This window comes from Streptomyces flavochromogenes (assembly GCF_000717595.1).
Lineage (GTDB): Bacteria > Actinomycetota > Actinomycetes > Streptomycetales > Streptomycetaceae > Streptomyces > Streptomyces flavochromogenes.
This window is the reverse complement of record NZ_JNZO01000058.1, coordinates 1-15,481: the sequence shown is the minus strand read 5'-3', so window position 1 is coordinate 15,481 and position 15,481 is coordinate 1. Positions and strand designations below refer to the sequence as shown.

General features: G+C 68.6%; 13 protein-coding genes and 1 pseudogene. 11 read left to right on the top strand and 3 right to left on the bottom strand.

Translation table 11 applies throughout. From position 1 onward, the window contains the following. Window positions 1–98 precede the first annotated feature (98 nt). Window positions 99–701, top strand: coding sequence for a pentapeptide repeat-containing protein (locus tag IF00_RS0139530; RefSeq protein WP_051820881.1), 603 nt, complete (start codon window positions 99–101; stop codon window positions 699–701). 83 nt (window positions 702–784) lie between these two features. On the opposite strand, the pseudogene IF00_RS44570 reads toward IF00_RS0139530, so the two are convergent. Further along, window positions 785–1,536: pseudogene (locus tag IF00_RS44570) on the bottom strand (IS5 family transposase); the annotation flags it as partial. An 889-nt stretch (window positions 1,537–2,425) separates the two neighbouring features. Here IF00_RS44570 and IF00_RS0139515 point away from each other — a divergent pair. The 5 genes from IF00_RS0139515 (at window position 2,426) to IF00_RS47450 (ending at window position 7,335) form a co-directional block, all read left to right on the top strand. Then, complete coding sequence (locus IF00_RS0139515) at window positions 2,426–4,723, top strand: molybdopterin-dependent oxidoreductase (RefSeq protein WP_037640308.1); 2,298 nt, start codon at window positions 2,426–2,428, stop codon at window positions 4,721–4,723. A 134-nt stretch (window positions 4,724–4,857) separates the two neighbouring features. After that, window positions 4,858–5,409: an EF-hand domain-containing protein gene (locus IF00_RS0139510; RefSeq protein WP_030326815.1), complete on the top strand. Its 552-nt coding sequence runs from the start codon at window positions 4,858–4,860 to the stop codon at window positions 5,407–5,409. 348 nt (window positions 5,410–5,757) lie between these two features. Continuing rightward, window positions 5,758–6,351 carry a transposase family protein gene (locus IF00_RS47940; protein ID WP_342451075.1) on the top strand — a complete coding sequence of 198 codons (594 nt, stop codon included), beginning with the start codon at window positions 5,758–5,760 and terminating at the stop codon, window positions 6,349–6,351. Beyond that, a complete protein-coding gene (locus tag IF00_RS47455; protein WP_342451074.1) occupies window positions 6,248–6,979 on the top strand; it encodes a transposase in 732 nt (243 codons plus the stop codon). Before IF00_RS47940 ends, IF00_RS47455 begins: the two co-directional genes overlap by 104 nt. Then, window positions 6,976–7,335, top strand: coding sequence for a transposase (locus IF00_RS47450; RefSeq protein ID WP_245234779.1), 360 nt, complete (start codon window positions 6,976–6,978; stop codon window positions 7,333–7,335). The genes IF00_RS47455 and IF00_RS47450 overlap by 4 nt, the downstream gene beginning before the upstream one ends. 42 nt (window positions 7,336–7,377) lie before the next feature. On the opposite strand, the gene IF00_RS0139495 is transcribed toward IF00_RS47450, so the two are convergent. After that, complete coding sequence (locus tag IF00_RS0139495) at window positions 7,378–7,830, bottom strand: GNAT family N-acetyltransferase (protein ID WP_051820880.1); 453 nt, start codon at window positions 7,828–7,830, stop codon at window positions 7,378–7,380. Between the two features lie 555 nt (window positions 7,831–8,385). Between IF00_RS0139495 and IF00_RS0139485 the strand changes: the two genes are divergently transcribed. Together IF00_RS0139485 and IF00_RS45930 are read left to right on the top strand one after the other, a co-directional pair. Continuing rightward, window positions 8,386–9,552: an outer membrane protein assembly factor BamB family protein gene (locus IF00_RS0139485; RefSeq protein ID WP_158710591.1), complete on the top strand. Its 1,167-nt coding sequence runs from the start codon at window positions 8,386–8,388 to the stop codon at window positions 9,550–9,552. Window positions 9,553–9,774: 222 nt separating this feature from the next. Continuing rightward, window positions 9,775–9,948, top strand: a complete 174-nt coding sequence (locus IF00_RS45930; protein WP_158710590.1) for a hypothetical protein — start codon at window positions 9,775–9,777, stop codon at window positions 9,946–9,948. Window positions 9,949–9,996: 48 nt separating this feature from the next. On the opposite strand, the gene IF00_RS0139475 is transcribed toward IF00_RS45930, so the two are convergent. Further along, a complete protein-coding gene (locus IF00_RS0139475; protein ID WP_030326809.1) occupies window positions 9,997–10,386 on the bottom strand; it encodes a hypothetical protein in 390 nt (129 codons plus the stop codon). A gap of 532 nt (window positions 10,387–10,918) precedes the next feature. Between IF00_RS0139475 and IF00_RS42115 the strand changes: the two genes are divergently transcribed. From IF00_RS42115 to IF00_RS0139460, 3 genes are read left to right on the top strand one after another with little or no spacing between them, the layout of a single operon-like run. Then, a complete protein-coding gene (locus IF00_RS42115; protein ID WP_063740733.1) occupies window positions 10,919–14,446 on the top strand; it encodes an NB-ARC domain-containing protein in 3,528 nt (1,175 codons plus the stop codon). After that, a complete protein-coding gene (tpg, locus tag IF00_RS48185; RefSeq protein ID WP_388312238.1) occupies window positions 14,415–14,786 on the top strand; it encodes a telomere-protecting terminal protein Tpg in 372 nt (123 codons plus the stop codon). Before IF00_RS42115 ends, tpg begins: the two co-directional genes overlap by 32 nt. A 20-nt stretch (window positions 14,787–14,806) precedes the next feature. Then, window positions 14,807–15,103 (top strand): hypothetical protein, encoded by a 297-nt coding sequence (locus tag IF00_RS0139460; RefSeq protein ID WP_030326803.1) that lies wholly within the window; start codon window positions 14,807–14,809, stop codon window positions 15,101–15,103. Window positions 15,104–15,481: the final 378 nt, after the last annotated feature.

Sequence of the window (15,481 nt, the reverse complement as noted above, 5' to 3'; positions counted from 1 at the left end):
GCATCGCCCGCCTCCACAACCTCGCCTTGACCGGATAGTGGATCTATGCCGACGGCTGATGAGTAGCACGTCTGAGATCACTTGCGGGACAGCCCTTAGTGTGGTTCGGTGAGGTCAGGTTGTCTGGGGCGCTGCTCAGCGGGGCGGATCTCAAGGGCGCGATCCTTCCGGAGGCCGACCTCAGCGACACTTTGCTGGACGGGGCCAACCTCGCCGGAGCGAGCTTGGAGCAGGCGAATCTGGCGGGTGCCCAGCTGTGCTTCTTGAGCTGTGCCAACCTGGATGGAACATTCTTCTCCGGTGCCGACCTGCGGGGGGCCGTCCTGCACGGCGCCGACCTGAGAACGGCGAGATTCTGCGATGAACGGGAAGAGTACGCGCCTGAGGTAAGCGTTGGGTGCGCCAGCCTGCGGGAGGCCGACCTCAGTGGGGCGAAGCTCACCGGAGTCAACCTGCGCAACGTGGACCTCTCATACGCGGTGCTCAACAACGCAGACCTGACCGGTGCAGACCTGACCGGGGCAAAGCTCACAGGGACCGAGCTCGAAGGGTCCAAGATCGCCGGGGCGAAAGGGCTGCCTGATCGGCGAAGCTCTGGGCATCTCCAAGCAGGCGGCGTGGGCGCGGTACGGAAAGGCCCGCCCGGAACGAACCTCGGAATAGGCTCCGGTCTCCTTTCTTTGACCCACGGTGCGAGGTAGAGCCACGTCCAGGACAGCTGCTGCGCCCAGGCCCCGGACGGTACCGCCGACGCTAGGTTCTGTCGTCAAATGTCACGCCCACATCAGGATGACGCGAGGGTGACTGCTGCGTCGTAGGACTCGGCGGTCTTGTCGTAGCGAGTGGCGATGCCTCGCCGTTGCTTCAGCCGGTTGAAGCAGCGTTCTACGACGTTGCGGTGCTTGTAGGTCTCGCGGTCGAAGGCCGGCGGGCGGCCTCCGCGGCTGCCTCGCCGGGCCCGGTTGCCGACCTGGTCGGCCCGCTCGGGAATCGTGTGGGCGATGCCCTTGCGGCGGAGCCAGGCGCGGATCGCCTTCGAGCTGTAGCCCTTGTCGCCCAGGACGTGATCGGGCCGGGTGCGGGGGCGTCCCGGTCCGATCCGGGGCAACCGGATCGCTTCCATTACGGCGGTGAACCGGGTGCAGTCGTTGGTGTTGCCGCCCGTGACGACGAAGGCGAGGGGACGGCCCCGGCCGTCACAGGCCATGTGAATCTTGCTGGTCAGACCGCCTCTGGACCGGCCGAGGGCCGGGTCGCGGAGCCCCTTTTTCTAGCCCCCGCCGCGTGCTGGTGGGCCCGGACGATCGTGGAATCGACCGACACCAGCCAGTCGATGTCGCCCGCCGCGTCCGCCTTCGCCTGCGCGGCCCGCAGCATCCGGTCGAACGTCCCGTCCGCCGCCCACCTGCGGAAACGGGTGTGGAGCGTGGCCCACGGACCGTAACGCTCGGGCACATCCCGCCAGGCCGTCCCGGTCCGGAACTTCCACACGATCCCGTTCAGGACCCGGCGGTCGTCCAGCCGCTTCCGCCCCCGCAACGAAAGCCGCCGACCCGCCCGTACGGTCCGACTGCCCGTAGGCCACGGCCCCGTGTGTGAGAGCGCGGAGTGCGACCCGGCCGCGCGCCGCCCACCCTCCCCAGACGTGATCGTGAGTGTCCCCGGCTATCTGCAACGCCAGTACGGCGGCCACCAGCTCATGAGCTTGGGCTTCGAGCGCCGCGCGCTCGGCGGCGGAGTCCTTCCGGGCTTCGGCATGGCGAGTGCGCCGCGCCGTCTCCAGGGAACCGAGGTACAGGACCGCCACGGTGCCGGTGACCGTGATGCCTGTGGTGAGGAGAGAGATGTCCATCAAGACATGATCCGGAATCCCGGGGTTCCCGCACGTGGATTTCCACGCAGAACTTGCATTCCACCCGTGGCGGGCCTGCGTAGAGCCGGAGTTCAACGAGCGGAACGCCGGTGACGGCGGAAGACGCGCATGTGGCCTCCCGTGGGGAGCCGGGAGGCTGGCGTGGCCCCGCCCTCGCGGGCGACGCAGGACGGGGCCGTGCGGTGTCGCATCCAGGGATATTCCGCACGGCTCACACTGCCACCGGGCGCTGCGGGTGCGCCAGAGCCGTGCACAGACCAAGCCAGAGGCACATGTGGGGTGGTTAGCGGTGCAATGCGAGCCGTTGCAGCTCAGGGCATGGCGTCAGACTGCACCGGTCTTTGGACCGCCTGGGACAACGCCCAGGGACACCACTGTCCGCACACCCTGTGCTGGCGCCGAAGCGCTGACAGGTGAGGTTGATCAGCGGGCATCAGGGGAAGTCTCTGGACTGCTGTCCGTCGGCTGGACGGGGGGCCCTGTGACGTAGGCAGCCGCCGTGCTAGAGCAGGGAAACTTCCAGGGTGGGGTTGATGCATGGTGGAACGGCGCATGTCGGTCGCGACGCATTGGGGCAGTTTTGTCGCGGTGGTCGATTCCGGCAGGTTGGTACGCATTGAGCCGACGAGTGATGACCCTTCACCGTCGCCTATCGGCCCCGGAATGGTGACAGCAGCCGACGACAGTGCTCGCGTGTTGCGCCCCGCGGTGCGCAAGGGCTGGTTGAACGGCCTGCCGCGCGCCCACGACACGGCCAGAGGCGAGGATGCCTTCGTGGAGGTGAGCTGGGACGATGCGCTCACGATGGTGGGCGATGAACTGCGTCGGGTGCGTTCACAGCACGGAGACAGTGCAGTATTCGGGGGATCCTATGGATGGGCGAGTGCGGGCGCGTTCCACAACGCGCAGGGGCAACTCCACCGGTTCCTGGCGTTAGGCGGGGGATACACCGACTCGCGCAATACGTACAGCACGGCGGCGTTGGAGGTGATCCTCCCCCATGTGATCGGCGGGCATCCGTGGAGCTACCAGTCCCGGATGCCGATGTGGGACGAGATCGCCGAGAACTGCGAGCTGGTGGTGGCGTTCGGCGGGCTGGCCCTGAAGAACAGCCAGATCAACCCTGGTGGGCTGGCCAGGCACCAGACGCAGGACCTGCAGCGCCGGTGCCGTGCGGCCGGGGTGCGGTTCGTGAACGTCAGTCCCATCCGCAGTGACGTGGCCGGGTTCCTCGACGCCGAGTGGCTGCCCGTTGTCCCCAACACCGACACCGCCGCGATGCTCGGCATCGCCCACACGATGCTGGTTAACGGCTGGCACGACGAGGACTTCCTGCGCCGGTGCTGCGTCGGGTTCGACCGCTTCGCCTCCTACCTGCTCGGCGAGCTCGACGGTGTGACCAAGGACGCTGCCTGGGCGGCGAGGATCACGGGCATCAGCCGCGACACGCTCACCGACCTCGCCCGGCGCCTCACGACGCAGCGTTCGCTCATCATGGTCAACTACGCGGTGCAGCGTGCGGACCACGGCGAACAGCCGATCTGGATGTCCGTCGTGCTGGCCGCCATGGCGGGCTCGATGGGCCGGCCTGGCTGCGGCTGGGGCGCAGGTTACGCAACGATGGACGCGACCGGCGTTGCCCCGGGCCGCCCCTCCGTGGCGACGATTCCCGCGGTTTCCAACCCCGTCTTGGACTTCATTCCGGTCGCAAGGATCGCCGACACCCTGCTGCATCCGGGCAGGACCATCGACTACGACGGCCACCGCCTCACACTGCCCGAGCTTCGCCTCGTGTACTGGTGCGGAGGGAACCCCTTTCACCACCACCAGGACCTCCATCGGTTGGCCCGTGCCTGGCAGAGGCCCGACACGGTGGTGGTTCACGAAGCCTGGTGGAACACCACGGCCAAGTTCGCGGACATCGTCCTGCCCGTCGCCACCGGCCTGGAGCGAGACGATTTCGCCGCCGGATTCTCTGACCCCCACCTCGTCGCGATGCCGAGGGTGCGCGAGCCGGAGGGCGAGTCGCGCACCGACCACCAGATCTTCGCCGCCCTCGCCGCCCGGCTCGGATACGAGAAGGAGTTCACGCAGTCGCGTTCCGAGATCGAATGGGTCCGGCACCTCTACGAGCAGACAAGGGACCAGCTCGGTGACGAGGCCGCCTTGCCGAGTTTCGAGGACTTCTGGAGCAGCTCCACCGCTGAGCTGCCGGCACTGACCGGACCGTTTCCAGGGAGCTTTGAGGCGCTCCGCTCGGACCCGCGGCGTTTCCCCCTGCCGACGCCGTCGGGCAGGATCGAGATCTTCTCCGAGGAAATCAATTCGTTCGGCTACGACGACTGCGCCGGGCATCCGACGTGGTTCGAGCCGGTGGAGTGGCTTCATGCTGACCGGGCGGACCGCTTCCCGCTGCATCTGATCTCGAATCAGCCCGCCTCGCGGCTGCACAGCCAGTACGACAACGGCGGCCACAGCCTCGGTTCTAAGATCCGTGGCCGTGAGCCCGTGACGCTCAATCCGTCGGACGCCGGGTCGCGCGGCATCGAGACCGGCATGATCGTACGCGTCTACAACGACCGGGGCAGCTGCCTGGCGGGCGCAGTCCTGTCGGACGACCTCATGCCAGGCGTTGTACAGCTGTCGACGGGAGCGTGGTGGGATCCGGTCCGGCCGGGCCTGAGCGGAACGATGGACCGGCACGGCAATCCGAACGTCCTCACAGCGGATCGGCCGTGCTCGCGCTTGTCCCAGGGGCCGAGCGCCCTCAGCGCGCTGGTCGAGGTCGAGCTGTACGAGGATCCCCTTCCTGATGTGCTCGCCTTTACACCCCCAAACCTCGAACATTGACACGAAGTCTTCCTGCCTCGTTGTGCCCATTTCGATGTACCCCCACGTCAAGCGCGTGGCGGCCCGGTCGGACCGCCGAGGCACCCGTACATGCCGTTTGCGCCTGCGTAACGACATGAATACGGTGCGCATTCATGACTGCACTTCAAGACCTCAAGTACGGCCAGTGGTTCAGGGGCGCCGACGTCGACGGCGACGGATTCATCACCCAGCGGGACGTCCGGATGATGAACGAGCGTTACGTCGCAGCCCGCGGTGCCGCGCCGGACTCCGAGACCGCGCGCCTGCTCAACGAGGGGATGGACGCCTTCTGGACGAACGTGATCGCCCCCATGGATCAGGATGGTGACGGCAAGGTCGACCTGCGGGAGATGACCGAAGGGTTCAGGCGGGTCCTGACCGACCCCGCCCTGTACCCGGAACAGATCGAGCCGGTGACCAACTGCTTCTTCGACCTCGTTGACCTCAACGGAGACGGCAAGATCGACCAGGCGGAGTTCCAGCAGATGTTCAACTCGGTCGCCGGCGTTCCCGGCGACGACTGTGCCGCGGTCTTCGCCGCCCTGGACCGGGACGGTTCCGGTGCGCTGGACCGGGCCGAATTTCACCAGGCGGTCACGGAGTTCTTCTACGGCAACGACCCGGAAGCTCCTGCCAACCACCTCTTCGGCAGGGTCGCCAGCTGACAGCCCCATACGCGATCCGGATAACGTCGTGCCCACACCACTGCTGGGGTGGGCATGCGGCGTGAAGGCCTCGTCGTGCGCGCCTCCGGCCGTCGGCGGGGAGGCCTGCTCCAAGGCTCCGTGATGGTGGGGCCCTGCGGGTACAGTTCTTCGCCGCCGCCTCGGTGGCTTCGTTGATCTGTAGGAGGTTCTGGCACAGATCTTGGGAACCGTCGCGGAGCGTGACCTCGGTGTTCGATTGCGAGTGACTGGCTCGTGCGAGACGGCGTACGCCTTGGCGTCTGACGGCCGAAAGTGACGCTCCCTCAGGTGCGTTCCGTTTGCTGCTCTGGCTGGCTGTGAACAGTGATGGTGCTGGTCATGCAGACTGATGCCCGGTTCTGGGATTCGCTGGTGTTCGACGGGGTCGGCGAGGTGGAGGTCGAGGCGGTTACGGTCGCGTTCGGCACGGTCGAGGTGGTGGCGAGAGGCCGCATGGCCGGGGTGGCGTGTCCGGACTGCGGCCGCTTCGCGGACCGGGTCCACGACCGTTACCAGCGCACGCTGAAGGATCTTCCGCTCGCTGAGCAGGGCTTTGTGATCCGGCTGATGGTCCGGCGATTCATCTGCGGGTCGGCGGACTGTCCGCGCCGGACGTTCGCCGAGCCGTTCTTCAGGCTGGCCGCGCCGTACGCGCGGTTCACCACGCGGCTGAACCGCCGCCCTGGAACGGGTGGGGCTTGCCTTGGCGGGACGAGCCGGCGCCCGGCTGGCGGCCCAGCTCGGCTTCGGTGCGGGACGGATGACCTTGTTACGCAGGGTCATGGCGCTGCCCGATCCGCGATTCAGTACTCCCCGCGTGCTGGGCGTGGACGACTTCGCGATCCGCCGCGGCCCGACCTACTCCACCGTCTTGACCAGCGTCGAAGACCAACGCGTGGTCGACGTGCTACCGACCCGTGAAGCCGGGCCGCTGGCCGCCTGGCTGGACTGCCATCCCGGCGTGGAGATCATCTGCCGGGACCGGGCGGGTGCCTACGCCGAGGGCGCCCGCCGCTGTGCAGGTCGCCGACCGGTTCCATCTGTGGCAGGGCCTCGGCCGCGCCGTAGAGACCTGCGTCGCCGCCCACCGCGACTGCCTGCGCAATCCGTCGCCCAGCAGCGTGTTGCCGGAGGCCGGCGTAGGGGCTTCCGGTCGGCCGCAGAACGACGCGGAGCCCGTCGGCCGACGAGCCGAGCGGAAAAAGGCCGCACACGCCCTGGTCCACGAGATGCTCGCCCAGGGCCACTCACGCCGGGCGATCGCCCGGCACCTGGGCTGGGGCCTGAACACCGTGCTCCGGTATGCGAACGCCGCACGCTGGCAGGACACCATCCGCGACAACCGCCCCCGGCCCAGCAGGCTGGACCCCTACAAGCCGTACCTGGAACGGCGATTCGCCGAGGGATGCACCAGCGTCACCCGACTGCACGGCGAGCTGGTCGCCGAGCGCGCCCCGGTCACCTACGGCATGGTCCGCGCGCACATCGCCACCTTGCGCAGGGCTCCGGCCGCGGCCCCACCAAGACCGCCGACCGGCCCGGCAGGTGACCGGCTGGCTCACCCGGCACCCCGCGACCCTGACCGAGGAGGACCGGGCCGGTCTGAAGGACGTCCTGGCCCGCTGCCCCGAACTGGACACGGCGGCCGGACACGTCCGCGATTTCGGCGAGATGCTCACCGGCCGCCTCGGCTCCACACTCCCCGCCTGGATCGACGCCGTCGACGCCAGCCGGCTGCCCGGGCTCACCGGCTTCGCACTCCACCTGCGCCGAGACCTCGACGCCGTGACCGCCGGCCTCACCCTCGACTGGAACTCCGGCAGCATCGAGGGCGCCGTCAACCGCATCAAGAAGATCAGCGGCAGCTCTACGGTCGAGCCGGGTTCGGACTACTCCGCAAGCTGATTCTGCCCCAGTAGCATCCCGTAACTTCTCAAGATCTTTTGCCTATGGAGCCGTATCGCGCAGGTCAGTGCGGTTCCTTGGCAGTCCGAAGCCTGCCATCTTCTTTTCCTCGTAAGACAGGAAGCCCAGGCTCCGGTAGAACGCGTGGTTGCGGCTGCCCTCTGGTGACGCCTCGTGGTCTGTGGACAGGAGGAAGAATCGGCAGTGGGAGTAGCGCCGCATCAAGTGCTCGACCAGCGCCCGGCCGACCCCCTGCCTATGGTTCGCCGGATTGACCACGACGTCCTGGACGTAACAGATGTGCTCGTCGTCGGAGATGGTCCGGGCCAGTCCCAGGAGGGATCCCGATCCGTCTCGTGCCGTGATGACGAGGTGAGAGTTCACGAGACCGCGACAGAGCTTGTCGACATCGCTGGTGTAGCCCTCCCAGCCGACCGAGTCGTAGAGCTCCAGCACCTCAACAGGATCGAAAACGCCCTCTTCCGCTATGAACATGTCGATCCCCTATGTGCTGGTGCCACTTCTCACCGTCAACTCGACATCACACACGTCAGGCACGTCAAGATCGATCCCTGTCGGCCCCGGCCGTCTTTCGTTCGAACACTGGATGACGCTCCGCGACGGCTCCCCAAGATCTGTGCCAGAACCGAGTTGGAGAACCGACAGTAGATGCTCCACTACTTCGGGAGGCACGTGAGCAATCGCAGGAGTCGAACGACTGAGGATCTATGGCGGCTTCTGGGCGGAGGCACATGGTGCACACGCAGGCCAGTCTCGCGGGCCTCCTCGTGTTCTCCTCGCGGATCGCCAGCGCCTCCCTGCGCTGGTGATCACTCCCCTCCTACGCTGTACGTCATTCGAGTGACTGAACCAGGGGTGGGGATCCAGATGACGGAGCGAACGGGCAGCGATTCAAGAGACCGCGCGGTAAGGCCGAACACATGGCGGTCCGTGCTCGGCTGCCTGACCGCCCTCGGGGTCCTGCTGGCGATTGTCGTCGGCCTCGCTTGGGTGTTTCTGGGTAACTCGGGCTACTGGCCGGGATCGTCGATGACGACGGCCTGGGAGACCCCGAGTGACCATCAGGCACCCGAGGACAGCGTCCACCAGGCCTGGCGTGCCGACGATATCCTCGTCCGCGCCCGCTACGACAGCGTCACAGGCTTCGACGCCGGATCGGGCAAGAAGCGCTGGGAGTACGCCACGCCGCTCCGCACCGCAGTCTGTGCCGCCAGCACCACGGCCGACGGTTCCCGCGTGCTGATCGCATACGGCGCGGCGAAAAAGGGCAAGGAGGGCTGCTCCACCGTCGTCGCGCTCGACCTCGCCGACGGCCGTGAACTGTGGCACACCGCACTCGCCCCGGCGGCCGAGGCCTTCTCCGGTGGCAACGGCCCCCTCGACCCCGAGGCCTTCTCCGGTGGCGACGGCGCCCTCGCCACCGGCAACGGGCTCGGCGTCATCCTCGACGTCGGAACCGGAAAGACCGCGCGTGCCATACACGCCCTCGACCTGCGCACCGGCTCCCCGCGCTGGACGGCCACGGTGCCGAAGGGCTGCGTCCCGGGCCCCATCGCCTCCGCAGCGAAGCAGGTCATCGCCGTCCTGGCCTGCGGCAAGGAGATGAAGCTGGCCGCCTTCGACCCGGCCGACGGCAAGGAACGGTGGACCACGCCCCTCGACACCCGCAGCGGTGTCCTCACCGACGCGAGCGTGACGATCACGGCCACCGAGCCGATCGTGCTGCGGGTCGACGAAGGCGACCGGGGCATAGACGCCTTCCTCACCTTCGGGCCGAACGGCAGCCCCGGGGCGGCCGTCCAAGCCACCGGCGACAGCTACGGGTCGATCGGCACCGACGTGGCCGTCTCCGACGGACGACTCTTCGCGCTTACCAACGGCGGCGAGTGGGGATTCCTCGCCGCCTTCGACCTGACGACCGGCCACGAACTGTGGCAGGAAGACCTCGACCGCGGCTCCTCCTCCGTCGTCCAGGGACTGCACGCAGGGGCCGGCCGGGTCATGTTCGTGAAGGTCTCGCGCAAGCACGGGGATAGCCTGTATGTCTTCGACGCCGCCACCGGCGACGAGGAAGAGCACCGCTACTTCCGCGATGACACGGACGATGTGGACGACCTGCTTCCGTACGGGGACCGGATCATCGCTGTCCGCTCGGGCAGCTACAACGAGCCCTTCACCGCGTACGAACGCTGGTGATGGGCGCCGCGATGAGCGACACCGCAAATCGCCGTGACCGTGATCCACACCGTGCGCTCCTCCAAAAGGAGTTCGGCGTTCGCCTGGGACTCTCCGCGACCTCGTCCGCGTGGCCCTACTACCGGGCGCCCCGCCCAGTACCGCGGACCGTGGTGTCCGTCCTGGTCCCTGAGAAGTGATGCTGCGCTGGCCTCGGTTTGTACCCGATCGCCGGAGGACCCGATGGCGCACCTGATCTTCGACGAGGACGAGGCGCGGCAGCTCCGCGAGTCCGCCCGCGAACGCGCGGCTGACGGCGAGGGCCTGCTGGCCTACACGCTGGAGCAGCTGGCGGCCGAAGGCATCGACCCGCGGAGGATGAACAAGCCGTCGCGCCCCGCTATGGAGCCGGAATGACGAACCGGCCGGCCGGTACGCCGGTAGAGGTGATTGGCGGCCGTGTCGTCAGTGCGCCGTGCTTTCCCTAGGGGGGTCCTGCGGGTCGACGCCGGTGGCGGCCGATGCGTCCCGGGTGCCGCTGGGGCGCCGGGATCGGCCGGTGGTGCCGGTGTCGTGCATGCCGTCCTGGTGTCCGCTTTTGTTCTGCTCCTCGCCGCGGTCGCTCGTGCTCTTCACCGGTTTGCCGTGCGGATTGCCCTTCTCTTCTTTGGACACCGTGCGGCCGGGGCCCTTCTGGGGTGCGTACTCGTCGGTATCGAACGAGCGGCGTGCGCTCGGGTTGTCTTGCTGACGGGTCGCGTCGACATCGGGTGACCAGCCGTGCTGCTCGGTGCCCTGGTGCGGGCTGGGCCCTTCTCCGTGCCGCGGCTGGGACGGTTTCGGCTGCTTGGCCATGGCTGTACTCGCCTCTCCGGCGTTGCGTTCCTGGCCCCCGCTTCTCCGCTAGGGGAGAACCACTACCAGCGTAGGCACGATCTCGTTTCGACGCTCTGGCGCTGGGGCCGGCGCGACCCGCCATTGTCCGCCGAGTTTCCCGGGGGAGCGGCAGGGAGCGCCACCGGTACGAGCCCGGGCTACCTCCAGACGCCCCCCGACCCCTGGGCTGCTGCGCACCGCCCCATTGGGAGGACGACACACGCGACAGCCTGGGGCCATTGAACGGCTTCGTCGCCGTGGTGACTGGCGCCGCGCGGCCTTGGAGCCGCCACGGCCCGGGAACTCGACCGACGATCCACATTCATCAGCTACAGCGCGGTACATCCGATCGGATCCGCAGCCGGCGAGTGGTTGAGCGCGCGGGGAGGAGCTCGAGCTGTCGGACATCGTCGATGTACCCGGCCTGCTCGCTCATGTGGCGTTCCGTTGATGCGGTGCGTAGTGGTCGCTAGGGTCCGGCGCAGGGAGAGCAGATACCGGGGGTGGGCGGATGCTTGTGCGGGTGTGGGCGGCGGGAATCGTGGCGCTTGCCAGCCTGGGCGTTGCGCTGGCGATTGTGCTGGCGCTGGCGGGGAACGCTGCCACTGCGACTGCTAGCTGGCCCTGGCTCCTGGATGAACTCCGGCAGCACCCGTGGTGGTCTCTCGGCGTCTCGGCGCCGATGGCGATCGTGGCTGCCGGTATGGCGGCGTGGTTGCAATTACGCCTACCGGCGGCCGTGAACGATCCACCACCGCCCGCGCCCGTGGCTGTGCCGGCCTGGTTCGTCGACCGGGCCCAGACGCGCGCCGCGGCGGCTGCGGTGTGCCGCGGCGGCCGCGCCGTAGGCATCACCACATCCCTGTGGGGGGCGGGAGGGTTCGGGAAGACCACGCTGGCCACCGCCGTGTGCGCCCGTCGTCGCGTGCGGTGGCGGTTCCGGACTCGATCGTTGCCTCCTCTGAGGCCCCGGATCTACACCGTCACCATCGGCCGGGACGTCCGCGGACGTGCAGCTGTGGCGGCCAAGGTCGTCGAGGTCACCCGCTTCATCACCGGCGACAGCACCGAGTTCGACGACCCCGACCTGGCCGGCGCCCACCTGGGCCGGCTTCTCGACAAACGCCCCCGCACCCTGCTCGTCCTGGACGACGTGTGGGATCCCGAACAACTCGACCCATTCCTATCCGGGGGCCGCCGCTGCGTACGGCTGGTCACCACCCGCAACCCCGCGCTACTCCCCCCCGGAACGGGCCACATCGCCGTCGACCAGATGTCCCGCGACCAGGCCAAGACCGTACTGACGTGGAACCTGCCACCACTGCCCGAGCTCCTGGTGGATGCCCTACTGAGAGCAACCGGCCGCTGGGCACTGCTGCTGCGCCTGACGAACCGCCTGATCTCCGAGCAGTGCGCCGCCGGCGCCGATCCCACCGTCACCGCCGAGCGGATCCTTCACCAGCTACGCGACAGCGGGCCCGCCGCCGTGGATGACCCCGCCGCCACCTGGAACATGGACGAGCCGCGTCTGCGGAACCAGGCTGTCAAAGCATCCATCGAGGCCGCAACCACCCTGCTGCCGCCTGGAGGCTCGGAGCAGTTCACCGCGCTCGGCATCTTCACCGAGGACGAGTCCGTACCCATTTCCCTGGTCGCCCGACTGTGGGAGGCAAGCGGTCAGCTGACCGTGGACCAGACACGAACCCTGTGCCGGGATCTCGAGCGCCTGTCCCTCCTCACCCTCGACGCACGTGGTGGCGGCACCATCAGCCTCCACGACGTCATCCGCGACTATCTGCGCAGCGATCTCGGCACTGCAGGCTTGGCCCGGCTCAACGGCCTGCTGATTGACACCGTTGCAGCCACTCTGCCCCCCGCCCAGCCCATCGTCCCCACCGCACCCGACCCCGAACGTGCCTGGTGGCAGCTGTCGGACGGCTATCTACTCGACCACCTCATCGAGCACATGCTCGCGGCCGGACGCACCCGCTCTGCCGAAGCTGTGGCGGGTGACCTGCGATGGGTGGAGACCCGCCTCGCCCAGCGCGGGCCGACCGCCCCCTGGACGGACCTCACCCGTATCGACACCCCCTCGACCCGGCCGCTTGCCCGCAGCCTGGCCCAGACCGCTCACCTCCTCACCCCCACCGATCCGCCCCACGCCCTCACCGGGGTCCTGCACACCCGCCTCGACACCCACCCGCACTGGCGCCCCCAGATCACCGCACGTCAGCACGACCCCTTGCAACGCCCCTGCCTCGCCAACGAATGGCCACCACCCGACGCCCCTTCTCCCGCACTACACCGCACCCTCACCAGTCACACCGGGGGAGTGGAGGCGGTGGCGATCGCGCCGGACGGCACCTGGCTCGTCACCACTAGCCTCGACGGGACCGCGCGGATCTGGGATCGGGCCACCGGAGCCTGCATCGCCACCCTCACCAGTCACACCGGGGGAGTGGAGGCGGTGGCGATCGCGCCGGACGGCAGCTGGCTCGTCACCACCAGCCTCGACGGGACCGCGCGGATCTGGGACCGGGCCACCGCAACCTGCACCGCCACCCTCCATCACACCCACTCGGTGACTACGGTGGCTATTGCGCCGGACGGCAGCTGGCTTGCCACCACCAGCCTCGACGAAACCGTGCGGATCTGGGATCGGGCCACCGGAGCCTGCACCGCCGCCCTCACCGGCCACAGCGACTTGGTGCAGGCGGTAGCCATCGCGCCGGACAGTAGTTGGCTCGCCACCGCCAGCACCGACAAGACCGTGCGGATCTGGGATCGGGCCACCGCAACCTGCACCGGCACTCTCACCGGTCACACCAGCTTGGTGACTTCGGTCGCGATCGCGCCGGACGGCACCTGGCTCGCCACCAGCAGCTACGACGAAACCGCGCGGATCTGGGATCGGGCCACCGCAACCTGCACCGCCTCGCTCCGGCACCCATACTTTGTGGCGTCGGTGGCTATTGCGCCGGACGGCACCTGGCTCGCCACCACCAGCACCGACGCAACGCGGATCTGGGACCCGGCCACCGCAACCTGCACCGCCACCCTCCGGCACACCTACTCGGTGACTTCGATGGCGATCGCGCCAGATGGCAGCTGGCTCGCCACCACCAGCCTCGCCGAAACCGCGCGGATCTGGGATCGCACCAGCGGAACCTGCATTGCCACCCTCACCGGCCACACCGCCACGGTTCAGTCGGTGGCGATCGCGCCGGACGGCACCTGGCTCGCCACCGCCAGCACCGACGCAACCGCGCGAACCTGGGACCGAATGCCCTCTGCACCCGATTCCTCACGCGTTGACCACACCAACCCGGTGGAATCGGTGGCCAGTGCGCCAGACGGCACCTGGCTCGCCATCACTACCAGATACGACGACGCGCAGATCTGGGACCGGGCCACCAGGACCCTCACCGGCACTCTTACCGGTCACACCGGCTTGTTGACTTCGGTGGCGATCGCGCCGGACGGCAGCTGGCTCGCCACCGCCAGCCGCGACAGAACCGTGCGGATCTGGGATCAGGTCACCGCAACCTGCATCGCCACCCTCACCGGCCACACCGACACGGTGACTTCGGTGGCGATCGCGCCGGACGGCAGCTGGCTCGCCACCAGCAGCCTCGACGGGACCGTGCGGATCTGGGATCGGGCCACAGCAACCTGCACCGCCACCCTCACCGGCCACACCCACTCGGTGGAGGCGGTAGCCATTGCGCCGGACGGCAGCTGGCTCGCCACCACCAGCCTCGACGGGACCGTGCGGATCTGGGATCGGGCCACAGCAACCTGCACCGCCACCCTCACCGGCCACACCGACACGGTGGAGGCGGTAGCCATTGCGCCGGACGGCAGCTGGCTCGCCACCACCAGCCGCGACAGAACCGCACGAATCTGGTCCATCTCAGATCACCGCACCGTGGCCATAGCGCGAGCTGAAGGAGCGCTCATCTCGTGTTCCTGGGGGGCCGCTGGAGAACTCGCGGTGGGAGGCGACAATGGCCTATTCGTCTTCCGTTTCGTCACCTGAGAGCGGCCCGGCGTGGAAGCCGCGGGCTGATCTCGCGGACCGTATGGCTGCCGAGGTGCGCCAGCGGTGGCAGCCATACATCCGGGCCAGGGCCCGCAGGGCTGCAGTCACGCCAGCCGGCCTGATGGTGGACGTCCGTGCCCGGTCCGGGTTCACCGCGGCGCCGGGTACCACTGACGATGCGCGTATCCGCCCCCTCACCCTCGCTTTTTCGTCCGCGCAGGCCGCCGTCTCCCTACCGATGTGGCTGCGGCCCGGCAAGCAGTGCCCTGACGGCGTTGCCCTCGCGCTCGTCCGCGGCCGGCCCTTCGCCGCGATCGACCCCCAGCGCTACGCCTAACCGAGCCGGTCATCCAAGAGATGGTCTCGGCCATCGTCGACGTCGCCCACGAGCTGTCCAACCGCCGCCGGGAGTCAGCCGACTACGTCAGCGCGCTCTGGGCCGCGCACCAGTGCCTTCTCGCCGCGGAGGAGAGTGAACTCCTTCACCGACAGGTCGTCCTCGCCCACCACGGCGCCGGAGACATGGAAGCCCTCCGCGCTGCCGCCGCCCGACTGGCTCGCATCAACGAAGGACTCGGCGGAGGAGTGGACATGGAAGCGGAGACAGCCCAGCTGCTGAGCACGCTGCTACCGAAGCCGGCCATCCTGCGCTGACGGCAGACCCCGAACTCGCCCACGGCCTGTCCGGCCTCGTCGACCAGGCCGGACAGCGTCTCGTTCGCGGGTGGAGCGACCTGAACCCGGCGATCGGGATCAAGACCCAGGGGTAACCCGGCGGCGCCGTCAGACCCGCCGCGTCACCGCCCTCACGGGCAAGATCACCCCGTGGCGGGTTTCTGGCGTATCTGGGTCATGCCCATAGGGCCGGTCGGCCGCGACACCGTCGGCCGCCCCTGGTGATCTTCCCGGCGGTCCTCTACGAGGCGGCGCCCGCGCTACGGGGCGGACGCCCCCCGCGTGAGCTTGTCGGCCGCGCGGACCCGATGGAGGTGGATGAGCACGTCGTAGGCCCGGCCGAGGGCGAGGGCGGGC

What these genes read in the sequence shown, in the direction of transcription:
- IF00_RS0139515 (WP_037640308.1), top strand. Translation starts at nt 2,426, where the DNA reads ATGTCGGTCGCGACGCATTGGGGCAGTTTTGTCGCGGTGGTCGATTCC.
- IF00_RS0139510 (WP_030326815.1), top strand. Translation starts at nt 4,858, where the DNA reads ATGACTGCACTTCAAGACCTCAAGTACGGCCAGTGGTTCAGGGGCGCC.
- IF00_RS47940 (WP_342451075.1), top strand. Translation starts at nt 5,758, where the DNA reads ATGGTGCTGGTCATGCAGACTGATGCCCGGTTCTGGGATTCGCTGGTG.
- IF00_RS0139495 (WP_051820880.1), bottom strand. Translation starts at nt 7,830, where the DNA reads ATGTTCATAGCGGAAGAGGGCGTTTTCGATCCTGTTGAGGTGCTGGAG.
- IF00_RS0139485 (WP_158710591.1), top strand. Translation starts at nt 8,386, where the DNA reads ATGACGACGGCCTGGGAGACCCCGAGTGACCATCAGGCACCCGAGGAC.
- IF00_RS45930 (WP_158710590.1), top strand. Translation starts at nt 9,775, where the DNA reads ATGGCGCACCTGATCTTCGACGAGGACGAGGCGCGGCAGCTCCGCGAG.
- IF00_RS0139475 (WP_030326809.1), bottom strand. Translation starts at nt 10,386, where the DNA reads ATGGCCAAGCAGCCGAAACCGTCCCAGCCGCGGCACGGAGAAGGGCCC.
- IF00_RS42115 (WP_063740733.1), top strand. Translation starts at nt 10,919, where the DNA reads ATGCTTGTGCGGGTGTGGGCGGCGGGAATCGTGGCGCTTGCCAGCCTG.
- tpg (WP_388312238.1), top strand. Translation starts at nt 14,415, where the DNA reads ATGGCCTATTCGTCTTCCGTTTCGTCACCTGAGAGCGGCCCGGCGTGG.
- IF00_RS0139460 (WP_030326803.1), top strand. Translation starts at nt 14,807, where the DNA reads ATGGTCTCGGCCATCGTCGACGTCGCCCACGAGCTGTCCAACCGCCGC.